At 54.6% G+C, this 17,151-nt stretch carries 10 protein-coding genes; 9 read left to right on the forward strand and 1 reads right to left on the reverse strand.

The window, feature by feature from the left end; genetic code table 11:
• Positions 1-44 precede the first annotated feature (44 nt).
• Entirely contained in the window at positions 45-1,238 is a 1,194-nt protein-coding gene (locus MFFC18_RS16425) for an aminotransferase class V-fold PLP-dependent enzyme (protein WP_157665250.1), read from the reverse strand.
• A gap of 181 nt (positions 1,239-1,419) precedes the next feature.
• Between MFFC18_RS16425 and MFFC18_RS16430 the strand changes: the two genes are divergently transcribed.
• The 9 genes from MFFC18_RS16430 to MFFC18_RS16470 all read left to right on the forward strand — a co-directional run bounded on the left by MFFC18_RS16430 (position 1,420) and on the right by MFFC18_RS16470 (position 17,123).
• Positions 1,420-3,987 (forward strand): peptidase MA family metallohydrolase, encoded by a 2,568-nt coding sequence (locus tag MFFC18_RS16430; protein ID WP_084417405.1) that lies wholly within the window; start codon positions 1,420-1,422, stop codon positions 3,985-3,987.
• On the forward strand, positions 3,984-4,955 hold the full coding sequence (locus MFFC18_RS16435; protein WP_084417404.1) for a DUF4159 domain-containing protein: 972 nt from the start codon (positions 3,984-3,986) through the stop codon (positions 4,953-4,955). Before MFFC18_RS16430 ends, MFFC18_RS16435 begins: the two co-directional genes overlap by 4 nt.
• A gap of 99 nt (positions 4,956-5,054) precedes the next feature.
• On the forward strand, positions 5,055-6,062 hold the full coding sequence (locus tag MFFC18_RS16440; protein ID WP_075086365.1) for an AAA family ATPase: 1,008 nt from the start codon (positions 5,055-5,057) through the stop codon (positions 6,060-6,062).
• A gap of 116 nt (positions 6,063-6,178) precedes the next feature.
• Positions 6,179-7,186 (forward strand): DUF58 domain-containing protein, encoded by a 1,008-nt coding sequence (locus MFFC18_RS16445; RefSeq protein ID WP_075086280.1) that lies wholly within the window; start codon positions 6,179-6,181, stop codon positions 7,184-7,186.
• Positions 7,183-9,291 carry a BatA domain-containing protein gene (locus MFFC18_RS16450; RefSeq protein ID WP_075086279.1) on the forward strand — a complete coding sequence of 703 codons (2,109 nt, stop codon included), beginning with the start codon at positions 7,183-7,185 and terminating at the stop codon, positions 9,289-9,291. Before MFFC18_RS16445 ends, MFFC18_RS16450 begins: the two co-directional genes overlap by 4 nt.
• Entirely contained in the window at positions 9,284-13,123 is a 3,840-nt protein-coding gene (locus tag MFFC18_RS16455) for a DUF4175 family protein (RefSeq protein WP_075086278.1), read from the forward strand. The genes MFFC18_RS16450 and MFFC18_RS16455 overlap by 8 nt, the downstream gene beginning before the upstream one ends.
• On the forward strand, positions 13,120-15,474 hold the full coding sequence (locus MFFC18_RS16460) for a glutamine amidotransferase (protein ID WP_084417403.1): 2,355 nt from the start codon (positions 13,120-13,122) through the stop codon (positions 15,472-15,474). The genes MFFC18_RS16455 and MFFC18_RS16460 overlap by 4 nt, the downstream gene beginning before the upstream one ends.
• Before the next feature lie 107 nt (positions 15,475-15,581).
• A complete protein-coding gene (locus MFFC18_RS16465; RefSeq protein ID WP_148618932.1) occupies positions 15,582-16,568 on the forward strand; it encodes a hypothetical protein in 987 nt (328 codons plus the stop codon).
• 72 nt (positions 16,569-16,640) lie between these two features.
• Positions 16,641-17,123, forward strand: a complete 483-nt coding sequence (locus MFFC18_RS16470) for a LabA-like NYN domain-containing protein (RefSeq protein WP_075086277.1) — start codon at positions 16,641-16,643, stop codon at positions 17,121-17,123.
• Positions 17,124-17,151 lie beyond the last annotated feature (28 nt).

Here is a 17,151-nt window from a genome sequence, read left to right on the forward strand (position 1 = left end):
TCGTCCGAACGCGTCGTCCGAACGAGTCCACAGCCCGAAACCGGCTAACTTACGGCGTTGAGCGCTTCCACGGCTTGCTGTACTTCATCTTCGGTCGTGCAAACATGCGGAGCAAATCGAATGTAGCCGTCGCGCGGCGTGACAATAATCTTCTTCTTCTCCAACACTGCACAGATTTCCGGAGCTGAATGCTTTTTCGGAATCAGCGACAGAATCCCGGACCGATGCTGCGGCACGTGCAAAACAGGCTGATACAGATCTCCATCGAGACCCTCAATCGCGATGTCCTGCAACGCGAAATTGTGATCGCGAACTTCCTCCATCGATTGCTTTCCAAACAGATCCTTGGCAATCGACGAAAGCCCGTCCAGCAGCGAATAGGAAACCGTCGAGTACTGAAACTTCTGCCCGTTGGTGTGCGGGTTCCAGGTGTGATCGAGATATTGCGTATCCTGCTTCATATGATCGGCGCCGGTCATTGTAATGGCGATCTTTTCCCGAAAGTCTGGTCGCGTGTACATCACGCCTGTGCCAACCGGACCGAGCATCCACTTCCAACCGGCCGAGGCAACTGCTGCCGCGTTCCACTGTTCAGGATAGACCGGCAGGCAACCGAAACTTTGAGCCGCGTCGACAACCAGATCGATGCCACGGTCTTTACAGAACTCACCAAGCTGAACCAGGTCCGCAGCGAAACCGCTGGTGAACTGAACGTGACTGATGGCGATAACGCGTGTTCGATCGGTCACGTGCGAAACCAGATCGTCAAAGGACCAGCCGCGAGCAAACGAATCCGGAATCGGAGCCGCTTTCGGATGATCGATTTGCGGAACGTCGCAATCCGCAAGCTGAATCAACTCCACATCGTGCTTCTTCGTCTGCAAAACCCAGGGGTAGTGATTGGCCGGGTATTCGTTGACATAGCTGATGATCTGATCGCCGGACTTCCAGGGATATCCGTTGGCGATCATACAGATGGCCTCCGAAGTATTCGTGGTCATTGTGATGTTGTCGGCATCGGTTTTCATCATCGCCGCAAAGTTGCGATAAAAATTATTCGCGATGTGCTGCTCGCCTGAATACTCGAACAGCATCTGTCGACCCGCGAGAACCTGGCGGTCGATGCAGTGCTTGGCGACCTCCGCTGCTGGCTGATAAAGGTGCGAAACGCTGCAATGCGCCAGAAAGTTGTACTCATTCTTAATAGGGAACGCGGATGGTGATTTATCTATATTCATTCGATTCGTGTTTTTTTGCGTGCTGTCGGCAGGCCTCGGGTGTTCATCTGTTGTGCTGAACGTTGCTCCAACGGTGAAGCAACCATCATTCAGCGGGGGCTCGAAATCAATTCGCCGGATTAAAGTTCGCGAATCGATGTCGGGATGACACAGGGACTGACGGGCGTAATACAATTTGAGCATGAAAGTTTACCCTGGAACATCGTTGCTGACGGGACGCATCCTTTCGATTGCTTTGCTTTTTTGCTTCAACACGTTTTCCATTGGCCAGGAACTGTCTGAAAGCAAACAGCTTTTCAGGCAAGGCAAATTCGAGACGGTCATTGAACTTGCGAACCAATCTGACGAGTCCAATTCTTCTCGCAAGCAGGATTGGATTGTGCTCAAGAGCAGGGCTCAGCTGGCGACTGGAAAGTACGCCGACGCGAAGCTTACTGTCGAAGAAGGCCTGAAAGCGCTTCGCAACAACGTGCGAATCCGAGAGGTCGCGGCGGAAGTTTATCGCTTCAACCAGGACGAAGCGCGAGCTCGGGAACTGCAGACGGAAATTGGCGAACTATGGCAGCGCAGCAGCTGGCGATATCGCAACGTGGAAGACCTGATGGCGGTCGGGCGTTTTCTGATCTCCGATGGCGTCGACCCGAAGACGATTCTGGATCAGTTGTACAAACCGGCGAGCGAGAAGTATCCGCAAAGTCCAGAAGTCGAACTGGCGATCGCGGAATTGGCACTGAGCAAAAATGACTATCAGTTGGCGGCCAAACATTTTCGAAACGCGATCAAGCTGGATGATTCCGATCCGGAATCGCATCTTGGTCTGGCGATGGCCTTTCGCCCCAGCGACGACACGATCGCATCGGCTTCGCTGAATCGGGTGCTGGAAATCAACCCGGACCACGTTGGGGCTCATTTGATTTTGATCGAGCAACATATCTCTGCCGAATCTTACGACGATGCGGAAAAGGCGATCGATAAAGTCCTGGCGGTGAATCCGCATCAGCCCGAAGCGTGGGCGTATAAGGCCGTGTTGGCTCATCTGTCCAGCAAACACGATGAAGAAGGCCGATGCCGCAGCGAAGCCTTAAAATACTGGAGGTCCAATCCGGAAGTCGATCATCTGATTGGTTTGCAGCTTTCGAAGAAATATCGTTTCACCGAAAGCGTCGAATATCAACGGCGTGCGTTGGTGATGGACGAGAACTACATTCCGGCCAAAATTCAGCTGGCCCATGATCTGTTGCGGCTTGGCCAGGAACTGGAAGGTTGGAAGCTTGCGGAAGAAGTTTTCGACGCGGATCAGTACAACGTCGTGGCCAACAATCTGGTTGCCCTTCGCGATAACCTTGGCAAGTTCGCAACGCTCGAAGAAGACGGCTTTGTCGTGCGGATGGCTCAAAACGAAGCCGACATTTATGGTCAACAGGTTCTGGAGCTGTTGGTTGACGCGGAGAAAAAGCTGGCGGCCAAGTACGATGTCAAAATTCAGAAACCGGTTTTCATCGAGATCTTTCCGCGACAGCAGGACTTTGCGATTCGCACGTTCAGCATGCCAGGCGGTGTTGGATTCCTGGGCGTCTGTTTCGGCCGAGTGATCACGATGAACAGCCCGGCGGCTCAGGGTTCAACGCTGACGAATTGGAAAAGCGTCCTGTGGCATGAGTTCTGTCATGTCGTGACGCTGCAGAAAACCAAAAACAAAATGCCGCGTTGGCTCAGCGAAGGCATCTCGGTTTACGAAGAACAACTCGCAGACGAAAGCTGGGGCGATCGCATGTCGCCCGAATATCGCGAGATGATTTTGGGCAAAGATCTGACTCCGGTCAGTCAACTTAGCAGCGCGTTTTTGAAAGCCAAATCGGCGATGCATCTTCAGTTTGCATATTTTGAATCATCGCTGGTGGTACGCTTTATCGTCGAGAAGTTCGGCGAAGAATCGCTTGTCGGCGTGCTTGATTCGATCGGCAAGGGCGTCCCGATCAACGATGCAATTTCGCGGCACGTCGGACCAATTGACTTGTTGGACAAACGCTTTGAAGAGTTCGTGACGGCCGCGGCAAAGGAATACGGTGAGAAGTTCGATTGGGAAAAGCCAGAGAAACCTTTTTCTGATGTCGCGTCGTGGAAGGCCTGGGTGGATGATCATGAAAACAGCTTCTACGGACTGATTGGGCTGGCGGCGGCTCAACTGAAAGAATCACAGCCGGACGCTGCTTTGCAGACGGTGAAAACTTTCGAAGCCTTGCTGCCAGAAAATGCTCAGGAATCGGCGGTGGAAACGATCAAGGCGGGCGCGTATCACGAGCTACAGCAAGTCGAGAACGAAACCTTGGCGTTGGAGTCGGTTTTAACTCTTGATGCCAGCGAGATGGATGCTTGCATGCGGTTGCTGCAAATTCACACCGATGCCGATGACCTTGAAAATGTGAAACGGATGGCCCGACTGCTGCAAGCGATCAACCCTTTGCTCAAGTCGTCGCATCGTTCACTGGCGATGGTGGCAGAGAAGGAAAACGATGACGAACTCGCGATTGAGTCGCTTTCAGCGCTCTCGACGATGGATCCGCTCGATCGAGCCGACACACATTATCGCCTGGCGATGGCCCAGTTTCGCCAGCAGGATTCTGCGGCGGCGAAGCGAAATGTTTTGCTGGCGCTGGAGGCCGCACCGAGGTTTCGCGACGCGCACAAGCTGCTGTTGGAGATCGTGAAACGAAAGCCAGTTGATTTGAAGGAAGAGGACTCGCAATGAGATGGAATTCTGTTTTCGCAATTTTGTTGTTCGCGTTGTGCTTTGGTTTCGCTGCCCTGGCATTCCAAATGCAATCTGATCCCAGCCAACCTGGGCGATCCGGAATCAGCGAAAAAACTGCGACGGCATCTTCGCTCACGTACGAAGCCAGCACCACAAACGACACAGCGGATTCAGCTGACGATCAGCTTGCCGCCAAGCCGTCCCCCCAGGACTTTCAGCGCGGTTCACGACGCTGGGGCGGGCGCCGACGAAGAGACCCCAACGACCGCGGTGGCGTTCCGCTTTGGAAAAATGAAGCCGCCGATCCTGGCGACGTGTTCACTTTCGTTCGAATTCAATACAACTCCTATCGAGGCCGCTACCGGTGGAACACGGACTATCCGGACGCTGACTTGAACCTCTCCTACCGACTGCAACAACTGACTTCGATCAAGACCGATCCAAACGGAAAGATTCTGCGGCTTACTGATGAAGACCTGTTCAAGTATCCGTTCATCTACATTATCGAGCCCGGCGGCATGGCGTTGTCGGAAGACGAAGTCGTTGCCCTGCGCAGCTACCTCGAGCGCGGCGGCTTTTTGATGGTGGACGATTTTTGGGGGGAAGCTGAGTGGGATAATTTCGCTGGCGAACTCAAACGCGTTTTCCCCAACCGGCCAATCGAAGACATTCCGCTGGAACACGAAATCTTCAACATCGTCTACAAGCTGAAAAAGAAACCGCTCATCCCCAGCGTGCATGCTTACCAAAGTGGAAACTGGACGGAGCGTTGGGACGCTCAGGAGCCGCACTACCGTTGCGTCAAAGACGACAGCGGACGACTGATGACGGTCATTTGCCACAACACGGACCTTGGCGATGGCTGGGAGCAGGAAGGAACGGACTCGGGTTATTTCGAAGCTTACTCGGAACCCTACGCGTATCCTTTGGGAATCAATATCGTGACGTATGCGATGACGCACTAGTTGCATCGCAGGTGGCAGAAACTTCCAGAACGATTCGGTGTGATTCACCGGTCGGAAGCTCATGCCGCCCAAAAACTAAACACTCATCACGGAGACGCTGTGACAAACTCTGAAACCTTTGAAGCTGACCGGCAAGCCGTCGAACTGATTCGCGAAGGCCGCGACAGGATTCATGCGGAACTCGACAAAGTCATCGTGGGGCAAAAGGAAGTCATCAATCAGCTGCTGATCAGCCTCTTCGCTGGCGGCAACTGCTTGCTGACCGGAGCCCCTGGCCTGGCGAAAACGTTGCTGGTCCGTAGCATCGCCGAGATCTTTGACCTTCAGTTCAACCGTATCCAGTTCACGCCTGACTTGATGCCGGCGGACATTACCGGAACCGAGATCCTCGAAGACACCCTCGAAGGCCGCAAGCTGCAGTTCGTGCACGGTCCGATCTTTGCCAACGTCATTTTGGCCGACGAGATCAACCGTACTCCTCCCAAAACGCAGGCCGCGTTGCTGGAAGCGATGCAGGAACATCAAGTCACCGCTGCGGGGAAACGATACAAACTTCCCGAACCGTTCTTTGTTCTTGCGACGCAGAATCCAATCGAGATGGAAGGCACCTATCCGCTGCCGGAAGCTCAGCTGGACCGTTTCATGTTCAACGTGCATATGGACTATTTGCCGATCGCGGACGAAGTCGAAGTCGTGCAGCGCACCACGTCGTCTGGCGGAGAAAAAATCGGCAAGCTGTTTACCGCCGAAGACGTGCTCAAATTCCACAGCACCGTTCGAAAGGTTCCTGTGGCCAAGGAACTGGTTCAGTACGCGGTCGAGTTGGTTGACGCCAGTCGTCCGAACCGCGAGTCCACACCTGGATTCGTGAACGATTGGGTGAACTGGGGAGCAGGGATTCGCGGTGCTCAAAATCTGGTGCTGGGCGCGAAAGCCAGAGCCCTGTTTGAAGGCCGATCACACGTGAACCTGGACGATATCCAATCGCTGGTTCTGCCAACGCTTCGTCATCGCATTTTGCCGGGATATCGTGCTCAGGCAGAGAACATCTCGGTGGAGATGATCATCGACCGGATCGTGGAAAGCGTCAGCCGACCTAATGTTTAAGTCAACTTTAGCCCAATGAGGATAAGAGTTTCGGGTGGCATAGGCTTCCAGCCTGTGATCTGTATGTCCACAGGCTGGAAGCCTATGCCACCTTACATGCAAAATTCGAACGTCACATGAGCAACTCAATCACGAATCCGAAACCGCAATCGAGCAGCGCCAGTTCAAAGGCCGGCTCGCCGCGCGATTCGTACGTTGACACCGCGGCGATTATGAAGCTGAAGAATCTTGAGCTCCGCGCCCGTTTGATCGTGGAAGGTTTTATGTCAGGCCTTCATCGCAGCCCCTACCACGGTTTCTCGGTGGAGTTCACTGACTATCGCGAGTACTCGCCTGGCGATGACCTGCGACATCTCGACTGGAAGTTACTCGCTCGACGAGACCGAAAGTACATCAAGCGGTTCGAAGATGAAACGAATTTGCGATGTCATTTGCTGGTCGACCTGAGCCGTTCGATGAGCTTCGGCTCCGGCGACGTTGAGAAATCCGAGTACGCAAAAACCTTGGCGGCATCGCTGGCGTACTTTCTTTTTCGACAACGCGACGCCGTGGGACTGGTTACTTTCGACGAAGCCATCGATGAGGTTTTGCCCGCACGATTTCGACCGGGACATCTGCGACATCTGCTCGGGGCTCTTGAACGATCGACAGGCGGAAGCAGCACCGACATTGGACGCCCGCTGGAACAGGTCGCCGCGACGATTCAGAAACGCGGGCTGATCGTGCTGGTGTCTGACTTTCTCGTTCCAATCGAATCAATCAGGAAGCCGTTGAGTTATTTGCGAGCGATCGGCCACGACATTGTCTTGCTGCGGGTACTCGATCCGGCAGAAGTGGAATTCTCGTTTAGCCAGGCGTCGATGTTTGTGGATTTGGAAACCGGTCGCGAGATTTATGTCGACCCCGGAGCGGTGGCCAAGGACTACCAAAAACGGTTCAACGATCATCGCTCGGAACTGAAAACGTTTTGCGACGGGAACGGAATTGATTTCTTCGAAGCACTGACTTCCGATCCGGTGCAAACTTCGTTGTTCAACTTCCTTCAAGCCCGTGCCCAACAGGCGCAACGCGGTCAACTGACTGCTGCGAATCCAAATCAACGTGGCGGAGGAGGCTCACAATGAGTGCACTCGCCTGGCTGTTTGGACTTGGGTTTCTCGCTCTCGCCGGACCACTGCTGTTCCACTTGATTCGCCGCACGCCAAAAGGCGAAATTCCGTTTAGCTCGCTGATGTTTCTGCGTGCCACGCCGCCTACGTTGACGCGTCGCAGTCGCCTGGACAACCTGTTGCTGTTGGCGCTGCGGATGGCTGCCGTTGCGTTGATCGCCGCGGCATTTATGCGTCCGTTTTTCAACAACAATGTGAAGCTGGATTTCGCCGACGTGCCCGGCCGGAAAACTGCGGTCCTGATTGACACCAGTGCCAGCATGAAACGTGCGGACTTGTGGGCTCAGGCAACGAAGAAGCTAAAATCCGTTGTCGACGAAGCCGAAGCCAACGACGAGATCGCGGTTTTCACTTTCGATTCAAAGCTGGAAAAACGAGTCGGCTATTTGAAAAAGTCTGACGCTGCGAATTTGTTGCAGCAGTTTGAATCGCTGCAAATTCAACCCGGCTGGAACCAGTCGAAACTCGGCGACGCTCTCGTTGGCATCGCCAATCGATTGCTCGAAAGCCAATCGACTCCGGACGACGAGGATGAAAGCAGTGAGGTGAGTCTGTCGGATTCCAAGCTGCAAGTCGTGGTGATTTCAGATATGCAAACCGGTTCTTCGACGTCGGCGTTGCAGAGTTTTCGCTGGCCCGAACAGATTAAAGTTCGATTCGATCCCGTCGCAACTGACCTCGGCACCAATGCGACACTGGAGTTGCTGCCAGTTGATGAAAACGACCCGGAGCAGATCCGCGAAAACGTGTTGGTGCGAAATTCGAAAGGTTCGACTTCGGACCAGTTTTCTGTTTCGTGGGAGAACAGTTCATTGCCGGCGACTCCGTTTCTCGTTCCGGCCGGTTCCAGCAAGATCCTGCGCGTTGCCAGAGACGCGAATTCGCTTTCGTCCGACAAGCTGATGCTGACCGGCGACGATGCGGAGTACGACAATCAGTTTTTCGCGATTCCACCGCTCAGCCAGACGGTTAACATTCGCTACGTCGGCGATGAATCGGAAAACGATCCCGAAGGAATGCTGTTCTACTTCAAACGTTCGCTGATCGAGACGCCGGCGGTGTCTTACGAAGTCGCCCAGCAACGGACGACATCCGAGTCAAACGAACCGGGCATGGATCCGGAATTCATCGTCATCTCCCGAGCAGTGTCGACAGAAGAAACCGAATCGATCGACAAACTTTTGAAACGTGGCGTAACTTTATTTGTTGTCCTGTCGGACCCTGCCATGCTCGATTCAACCCGGACGTGGACCGGCGTCGCATCGATGGAAGAAGCCAGCGAACCTGACAAAGACGATTACGCAATGTTGGGCAGCATTGACTTCTCCCATCCGGTGTTCGCACCGTTTTCGGGACCACGATTCAATGATTTCACGGAGATTCGATTCTGGGATTTCATTCGTCCGAACTTGGCAGACAACGTGCAAGTGCTGGCTCGTTTTGATAACGACACGCCGGCGTTGTGGCATCAAATGGCCCACGACAAAAGCGATATCTACGTGCTGGGAACCGGATGGCAGCCAGAGAAAAGCCAACTGGCTCTTTCAAGCAAGTTTCTGCCGTTGATGATGCGTATGATTGAACTGGCGACGAAGACTGAACCGGTTGCGGCCAACAACATTGTCGGCGATTCGATCAAGCCACCGCTGGGCTACGACCGTTTGGTTTGGCCTGATGGCAAAGTTGAGTTTTTGGAAGGTTCGTCGACGCAAACACTGAACTTGCCGGGTGTCTATGCGTTCAACAGTTCGTCCGATTCGACGCTTGCCGACGTGCGGGTCGCGGTGAATGTGGATCCTGCGGAAAGCCAGATTAACACGATGCCCGTTGATCAAATTTCTGCTCTGGGCGTCGAAGTTGGCACACACGACACCTCGCAGGAAGAAGTCGAACGCCAGCGTCAGTTGCGAGACGTTGAACTTGAGAATCGACAGAAACTATGGAAGTGGTTGGTGCTCGGAGCCATCGGGCTGATCATCGCCGAATCGTGGTTGGCTGGAAGAACGGATCGAACCAGCCGCAATTTTGAATCTGCGGAACAAGGAACAGCGAATGAGTAACGCCCAACCGCCCATCAAAATCGATTTGCTGAATCAAATCCGACCGGTGCTTCGCCGCGAACGTTGTCGACGCGTGGTCATGTCGTTGGCGTTCACCTGGATTCTGGTCGCGCTCGTTGGGTTGATTGTTTTCGCGTTCAATCGATCGGCACAGTCGGCGCTCGACCCGTTTCTTCCCTCTGCGTGGATTTGGATTGCGGGCCTCGGCGGAGTCGGAACGCTTGTCGCGATTCTGTTTTCGCTTTTTTCGATGCCCAACGCGGAATCGATGGCACACCGAATCGAAGAAGGATTTCCGGAGCTCGATTCTGTTTTGCTGACGGCTATCGAGCAGCAACCCGACCAGGAAGAAGGTCTGAGTTTTTTCCAGTATGACGTCATTCAAAAGGCGATCCATCACAGCTTCCAGGAAAAGTGGGCCTCCGTGGTTCCCGGCTGGAAAATCTTCTCATCGAGTTTCGGAGCGATCACTGGACTCGTCGGAATCGTCGCAGCGGGTTTGATGTTGTTCCTGATGCCGCCGCCAGAATTCGACAGCTCGATTCATATGTTCAGCGACATCGAGAAACCGGTTGAGCTGGATCTTTCATGCAGTGTTCAGCCGGGGAACACGGAGATCGAACGCGGCACGAATTTGCTGGTACTGGCCGAGTTCGCAAACGATTCGCCGCCGGAAGCCGAATTGCATTTCACAAAGCAAGCCGGAGGTGACAGCGAGGAACGAGTCGTTTCGATGACCCGAAGTTTGGACGATCCGGTTTTCGCGACACGCATCATGCAGGTCGATCAACCGTTGACGTATCGCGTTGAATTTGCAGATGAGACTTCGCAGGAGTACACCGTCAGCGTGTTTGATTTTCCACGCATGCTGCGAACGGATGTCGAACTGAGCTATCCCAAGTACACCAACCTCCCGAACAAGGTTCTGCAGGACACACGTCGGTTCTCAGCGGTCGTCGGCACCGATGCGAAACTGCGTTTCAATCTGAACAAGGAAGTGACTTCCGCGACGCTGCGTCCCGAAGGCGAAGGCGGCGAATCGTTGCAGCTTTCGCAAAATGGAGAGAATCCGCTTCTGTGGGAAACGGATCTGGTGATTGAACGATCAGCCAAATATCGGCTGCACTTGCTCGACGCCCAGCAGCGTGAGAACAAGTCGCCGCCTCGGCTGACGATCAAGGCGTTGGAGAATCAACCGCCGGAGTTGAAATTGCTCGAACCGGCTCGTGACCTGGCGGTTTCCGCGCTCGAAGAGGTCTCCATGAGTGCTTCTGTGTGGGACGATTTCGGCATCGCGAAAACGGGATTGGCCTGGTCAATCGGAGGTGGTGACATTCGCGAACTGGAACTTGCCAACAATCAGAGCGGCAAGCAAAAACACGTCGTGGATCATCTGCTGGAACTGGAATCGCTCAACGCCGAACCGGATCAACTGGTCGCGTGGCACTTTTGGGCGGAAGACATCGGGCCCGATGGCGAATCGCGCCGCACCGAGAGCGACATGTTCTTCGCGGAAGTTCGACGTTTTGAAGAGATCTTTTTCCAGGCTCAAGGACAGCAAGGTCAACAGCAGCAGCAACAACAACAGCAAGGCCAGCAGGGTCCGAGTGCGGAACAGGCGATGGAGTTGGCGGAACTGCAAAAGGAAATCATCAACGCGGTCTGGCGAGTCATTCGTCGCGAGAAAGGTCCGTCGCTTTCGGATGCGTTTGATTCAGACGTCGAACTACTGGCCGAATCGCAACGCTCGGCGATCACGCAGGTCGATGAACTGGCCGAAGAGCTGAACGATGAACTGGCCAAATCACTGGTCGACGAATTGAAGTCTTTCATGAACGATTCCGTCGACAAACTCCAATCGGCTCGGCAGGAACCTGCGGCCGCGCCGCTGACCAAAGCCATCCGCAGCCAACAGTCGGCCTGGCAAACGCTGCTGAAGATGCGTGCTCGCGAAGTTCAGGTGCAACAGTCGCAGCAGCAACAACAGCAAAGTTCGTCTTCGAGTAGTTCGCAGGCATCGCGCCAACGACAGCTTCAGCAAATGGAACTGACCGAACAGGAAGACCGCTACGAACAGGAACGACTGGCCCAGGAAGAAAGCGAACAGGCTCAGGAGCAACGCGAGAACCGCCAGATCCTTAGCCGGCTGAAGGAACTTGCCCAGCGACAAAACGATTTGAACAAGCGAGTCAAAGAATTGCAGTCGGCTCTCGAAGAAGCTGAAACAGAACAGGAGAAAGAGGAGCTGGAGAAACAACTGAAGCGGCTTGAAGAGGAACAGCAACAGGTGCTTCGTGATACCGATGAGCTTCAGGAGCGGATGGAGGATTCACAGAGCCAGCAATCGCAGACCGAGCAAATGGAGCAACTGCAACAGGCTCGCGAAAATGTGCAGCGATCGTCTGAGGCGCTGCAGGAAGGCGACCTTTCCAAAGCCGCGACGGAGGGAACGCGGGCCGAGCGCGAATTGAAAGACCTTCGTGATGAGTTTCAGGAAAAGACCGCTGGTCAGTTCAACGACCAGATGCGGCAGATGCGAAATCAGGCTCAGGATTTGGAAAACGAACAGAAGGAACTTGCCCAACAGGTCAAGGACGAAGAGCAGAATTCGCAGGAAGGCAATCGACTCGACGGCGAAGACAAACGTCAACAACTGGTGGACGGAATCAAGAAAGGACAGCAGGAAGTCGAACAGCTTCGGGAGGAAATTAAACAGACGATCGAGGAGGCTGACGAACTTGAACCGTTGCTTGCCGACGAACTTTACGAAACGTATCGCGAAACCGAACAGTCACGACCGGATCGGGCGCTACAGTATTCCGCCGATGCGGTGGAACGAGGTTTCGATGACGATGCCAAAATTGTTCATGATGTCGCGATGAAGGGGATCGAAGAACTGCGAGAGGGAATCGATCGAGCGGCGGAACGTGTGCTTGGCGACGAGACGGAAGCTTTGAAAGCGGCTCGCGATACGATCAAAAACCTGTCCCGTGAACTGGATGATGAGATTGAGCGAAATGATCCGCGGGCTGAATCGGAGTCGGCGGAGCAGGGCAGTGAACGTGGCCAAGGCCAGGGCGATCGGAACCAACCTGACGGTGAGGATTCAGAAGCAAATCAACGCCGTGGCGAGCGTGGCGAAGGAGATAGCGAAGGCCAACAGCCTGGTGAGCAGCAGCGTGGCGAAGCGCAACCCGGCCAACCTTCTCAAGGAGAGCAGAACTCCGATAACCCGGGACAAGGATCGGGGCAGAGCGAATCCGGCGGCGAGGAAAATGAAAACGGCGAGAGGCCTGAAAACGGAAACGAAGAAAATCCGGAAGGTCAGGAAGGTGCTGAACCTCAAAACGGTCGAGGCCAGGGCCAACCTGGCGGCGGATCTCCCGATGGCAACCGACAGGCTGCGAATCGCGGCGGCAATCGACTCGACAGCGAACCCAATGAAGGAAACCGGTTGGGTGGAATCGCAGGTCCAACGGATGCCCGCAACTTTGCTCCGATCACCGGCGACGACTTTCGCGAGTGGTCGGATCGACTTCGCGACGTTGAGGAGATGATTGCCGATCCGGATTTGAGAGCTGACGCGGCCCGGATTCGGGATCAAGCCAAAGCTATTCGCAAAGATCTGCAACGTCACTCGCCCGAGCCTGATTGGGAAAAAATCAAGATGGAATTGGCAGAGCCGCTGGCTGAGTTGCAGAGCCGCGTGACTCAGGAGATTCTGCGACGCGATCCGAAAAACGCACTCGTTCCGCTCAACCGCGAACCTGTCCCGACTCGCTACGAAAGTGCCGTCCGCAAGTATTACGAAACGTTGGGGACCGGTCAGTGACAGATTCTTTGTTGGCGTTGATGCCAGATACCTGGAACGCGATGCATTGGTGGCTGCCGGCGTTGATTGCCGCGATGCTGGCCATCCCGGTCGTGTTCTGGTCGAATTTTTCAAAGCAGATTGGCACAGGGCGAGGCTTCTTTCTGTCGTCTTTGAAGGCGATCGCGATCGGCCTGTTGGTGCTGTGCCTGTTGGAACCGATGAGCCAGTTTGAACAGGCGAAACCGGGAGCGAACTCGCTGATCGTGATGGCGGATGCCAGTCAAAGCCTGGACGTGAAGGATTCGGGACGTTCCGATTCCAGAGCCAAAGAGCTTTCGCGATTGCTGGACCAGGACGCGACGTGGCTGAATCAGCTGGAGCGGAATTTCGAACTTCGCCGGTACACGTTTGATGAACGATCGACCAACGTCGTCGACTTTCAGGACTATGCGGCGAACGGCCGAGCCAGCGAGATTTTGAATTCGATGTCGACCGTGGGACGCCGTGTCGCTGGCAAACCGACGGCGGGAATCATTTTGTTGACTGATGGAAATGAGTCGACCGATCCTGATCTGGCGGACTTTGACTGGTCGCAACTCCCTCCGGTTTATCCAGTCGTGATCGGAGACAGCCAACCGCTTCGTGACCTGTCGATCACCAACGTCACGACTTCGCAAACCAATTTCGAATCGGCACCGGTCACGATAAAGGTCGAACTGGTGGCCCAAAAATTCTCCGGAAAAACGGTCACGGTACAGCTGGCAGGAGAGGACGACATAGTCATCGAGTCTCAGGAAGTGCGGCGACTGGAAGACGGAAAATCGTTCGCCGTTCGCTTCAAACTCAAACCTGAAAACCGCGGCGTGAACGTGTTTGAGGTTCGGGCTTTCGAAAAAGGCACTTCCGCCGACGACGAAAACGGCGAAGCAACTTTGGTCAACAATCGACGTCTGGTCATTGTGGACCGCGGCAAAGGCCCGTTTCGCGTGCTGTACATTGCCGGGCGCCCCAACTGGGAGTACAAGTTCATGCGTCGCGCGTTGGCGGACGACAGTGAGCTGGATCTGGTTGGGTTGCTGCGAGTGGCGAACAAGGAACCGAAGTTTACGTTTCGCAGTCGCGATGGCGAAACGACCAATCCGCTGTTTCGCGGTTTCGGCAATCAGGAAGACGACACGGCGGAGCAGTACGATGAGGCCGTGATGATTCGGCTGGATACTCGTGACGAAGTTGAACTTCGCGACGGTTTCCCCAAGGACGCTGCAGGCATGTTCGAATACGACGCGATCATCATCGACGATCTGGAAGCCTCCTTTTTTACGCAGGATCAGAAAACGTTGCTCTCGCAGTTCGTGTCCTTGCGTGGCGGCGGGCTGATGATGCTTGGCGGTGTCGCGACCTTCGCTCGCGGTGGCTACGACCGGACTCCGATCGGCGAATCGCTGCCGGTCTATCTGGATCAACGTTCGCCAACGCCAGAGAACATCGACTATCGGCTGGACTTGACGCGTGAAGGCTGGGTCCAGCCATGGATTCGCATCGAACCGACACGGGAGGACGAATTGAAACGGCTGGAAACCATGCCGCCGTTTCAAACGCTTAGCCGTTCGCGATCGATCAAACCGGGAGCCACGATTCTGGCCAGCGCCACCGGTTCGGACGACGAAACGCATCCGGCGCTGGTCGTGCAGCGTTTTGGAAACGGCCGCACGGCTGCGATGCTGATCGGTGATCTTTGGCGTTGGAAGCTGCAGTCCGAGAACGAGAACGAAGACCTGAACAAGGCCTGGCGTCAGACGTTGCGGTGGCTGGTTTCGGAGACTCCGCGTCGCGTCGAGGTACTGGCCGAACCCGATTTGTCTCAGTCACAATTGACCAGGATTCGCGTCGACATTCGAGATGAAGAATTCAAACCGCAGCTCAACGCGGAACTGGAACTGAAGGTTATCACGCCGTCGCAAAAGGAAATTGCGATTGCCTCACAGCAGGATTCGCGAAAAGTCGGCAGCTATGTGGCTGAGTTTTCGTCGCGAGAACCGGGAGCTTATCGCGTCGTCGCGTCGGCAAAGTCTCCGGAAGGCGAGTTGATCGAAATGCGAGAAACCGGTTGGGTTTCCGATCCGGCGGTTGCCGAGTTTGAGTCTCTTCAGCCGAATCGTGATTTCCTGCGACAGATTGCAAATGAAACCGGCGGCGAACTGGTTGAGGTCGCGGATCTGGAGTCATTCGCAAGTGATTTTGACGCCAGGAAAGTTCCTGTTTCGGAAACGAAGTCCGTTCCATGGTGGCATCGCTGGTCAATTTTCGCGGCGGCGATCGGGTTGCTGTTGGCTGAATGGGGCGCAAGACGAATGTGGGGGCTGGCGTGATGGAACGAGTGTTTGGAACTGAGTTGGCGAAACACATCAAGAACGCATTGCGTCCCCGTTTGCGTTCTGTGCCTGTACGGTTGTCGAATTTCCGTCTCCGAAACAAATTGAACATCGCGTTGATGATGCCAGGCGTCGTCCTGTCTCTCAGCCTGCTGTCTGCCGGATCGTTGCTCGCACAGAGCAAACAAAAGGAAGCTGACGATTCTGACCAGGCAGTGATCCTTGTCGTCGGCGCCGAAGGAAACGACGAATACAAACAGCAGTTTGCTGCATGGGCGGAAGCCTGGGAGCGAGCGGCCGCCGATACCAGCTTGACCGTGATCGGGTTGAACGACGCAAGGAGTGCGTCGAAATCACAATTGCAAACGGCGATCGAAGAATCAGCCGGCGACGAAAATCTACAGGAAGTTTGGCTGGTGATGATCGGCCATGGAACTTTTGACGGGAAGCGAGCCAAATTCAACTTGCACGGCCCCGACATCCAGGCGGATGAACTCAAGCGCTGGCTGGCTCCGCTGAAACAGCGATTGGTGATCCTGAACTGTACCTCCAGCAGCAGCCCCTTCATCAATTCGCTAAGTGGTCAAAATCGAATTATCGTCACGGCGACTCGCGACGGATACGAATACAACTTCGCCCGTTTTGGGCAATTCCTCGCGGCGTCGATTGATGATCCTGCGATTGATCTGGACAAAGATGGACAGACATCGGTGTTGGAAGCGTTTTGCGCGGCCAGTCGCGGAGTCGACGATTTCTACCAACAGGAAAATCGACTCGTGACCGAACACGCGTTGCTTGACGACAACGGAGACTCGAAAGGAACGCCCGCGACCTGGTTCGATGGAGTTCGTGCGACTCGCCGCCCCAAAGAAGGAATGCCAGACGGCTTGCTCGCCAATCAGGTTTTTTTGAATCGCCGCGGTGAAGAAAATTCGCTAACCTCGGAAGATCGTAAAACGCGTGACCGGTTGGAGCTGGAACTGGAGCAAATTCGTTTGCAAAAGGAAACGATGGACGAGTCCGAGTACCTGTTGAAAATCGAACCGGTGCTGATCAAGTTGGCTGAGTTGTATGCGAAGAAAGGCGAGTAGTTTTCTGTCGCGGATTCCCCAAATAAAAATCGCCGATTGCGAAATGTGATACTTCGAAGATACCATGACTTAATGAATAAAATCGCGATACTTGTTGACGTCCAAAACATCTATTACACGACACGGCAGGCGTTCAGCCGCAAGTTCAACTATCGTGCGTTCTGGTCCACCGTTACGGAAGGCCGTGAAGTGATTGCCGCATACGCTTACGCGATTGAGAGCCGTGACGGCGGAAAACAGTTCGGCTTTCAACAAATCCTCCGCGACATTGGTTTCGAAGTGAAACTCAAGCCCTACATTCAGCGTAGCGACGGAAGTGCGAAAGGCGATTGGGACGTTGGGATCACGTTGGACATGGTCGAATTGGCGGAGCAAGTCGACACCGTTGTACTTGCATCGGGCGACGGCGACTTTGATCTGGCATTGCAGCGAATCAGACAGCGTTTCGACGTGACGGCCGAAGTCTATGGCGTCGAACAGTTGACGGCGGGAACTCTGATTCGATCGGCGACCCGGTACGTGCCAATTGAAGATGATTTGTTGATGCCGCAATAGTCAGCTTACGACTGCCTTTCAAATGACT

It is taken from the genome of Mariniblastus fucicola (assembly GCF_008087665.1).
Taxonomy (GTDB): domain Bacteria; phylum Planctomycetota; class Planctomycetia; order Pirellulales; family Pirellulaceae; genus Mariniblastus; species Mariniblastus fucicola.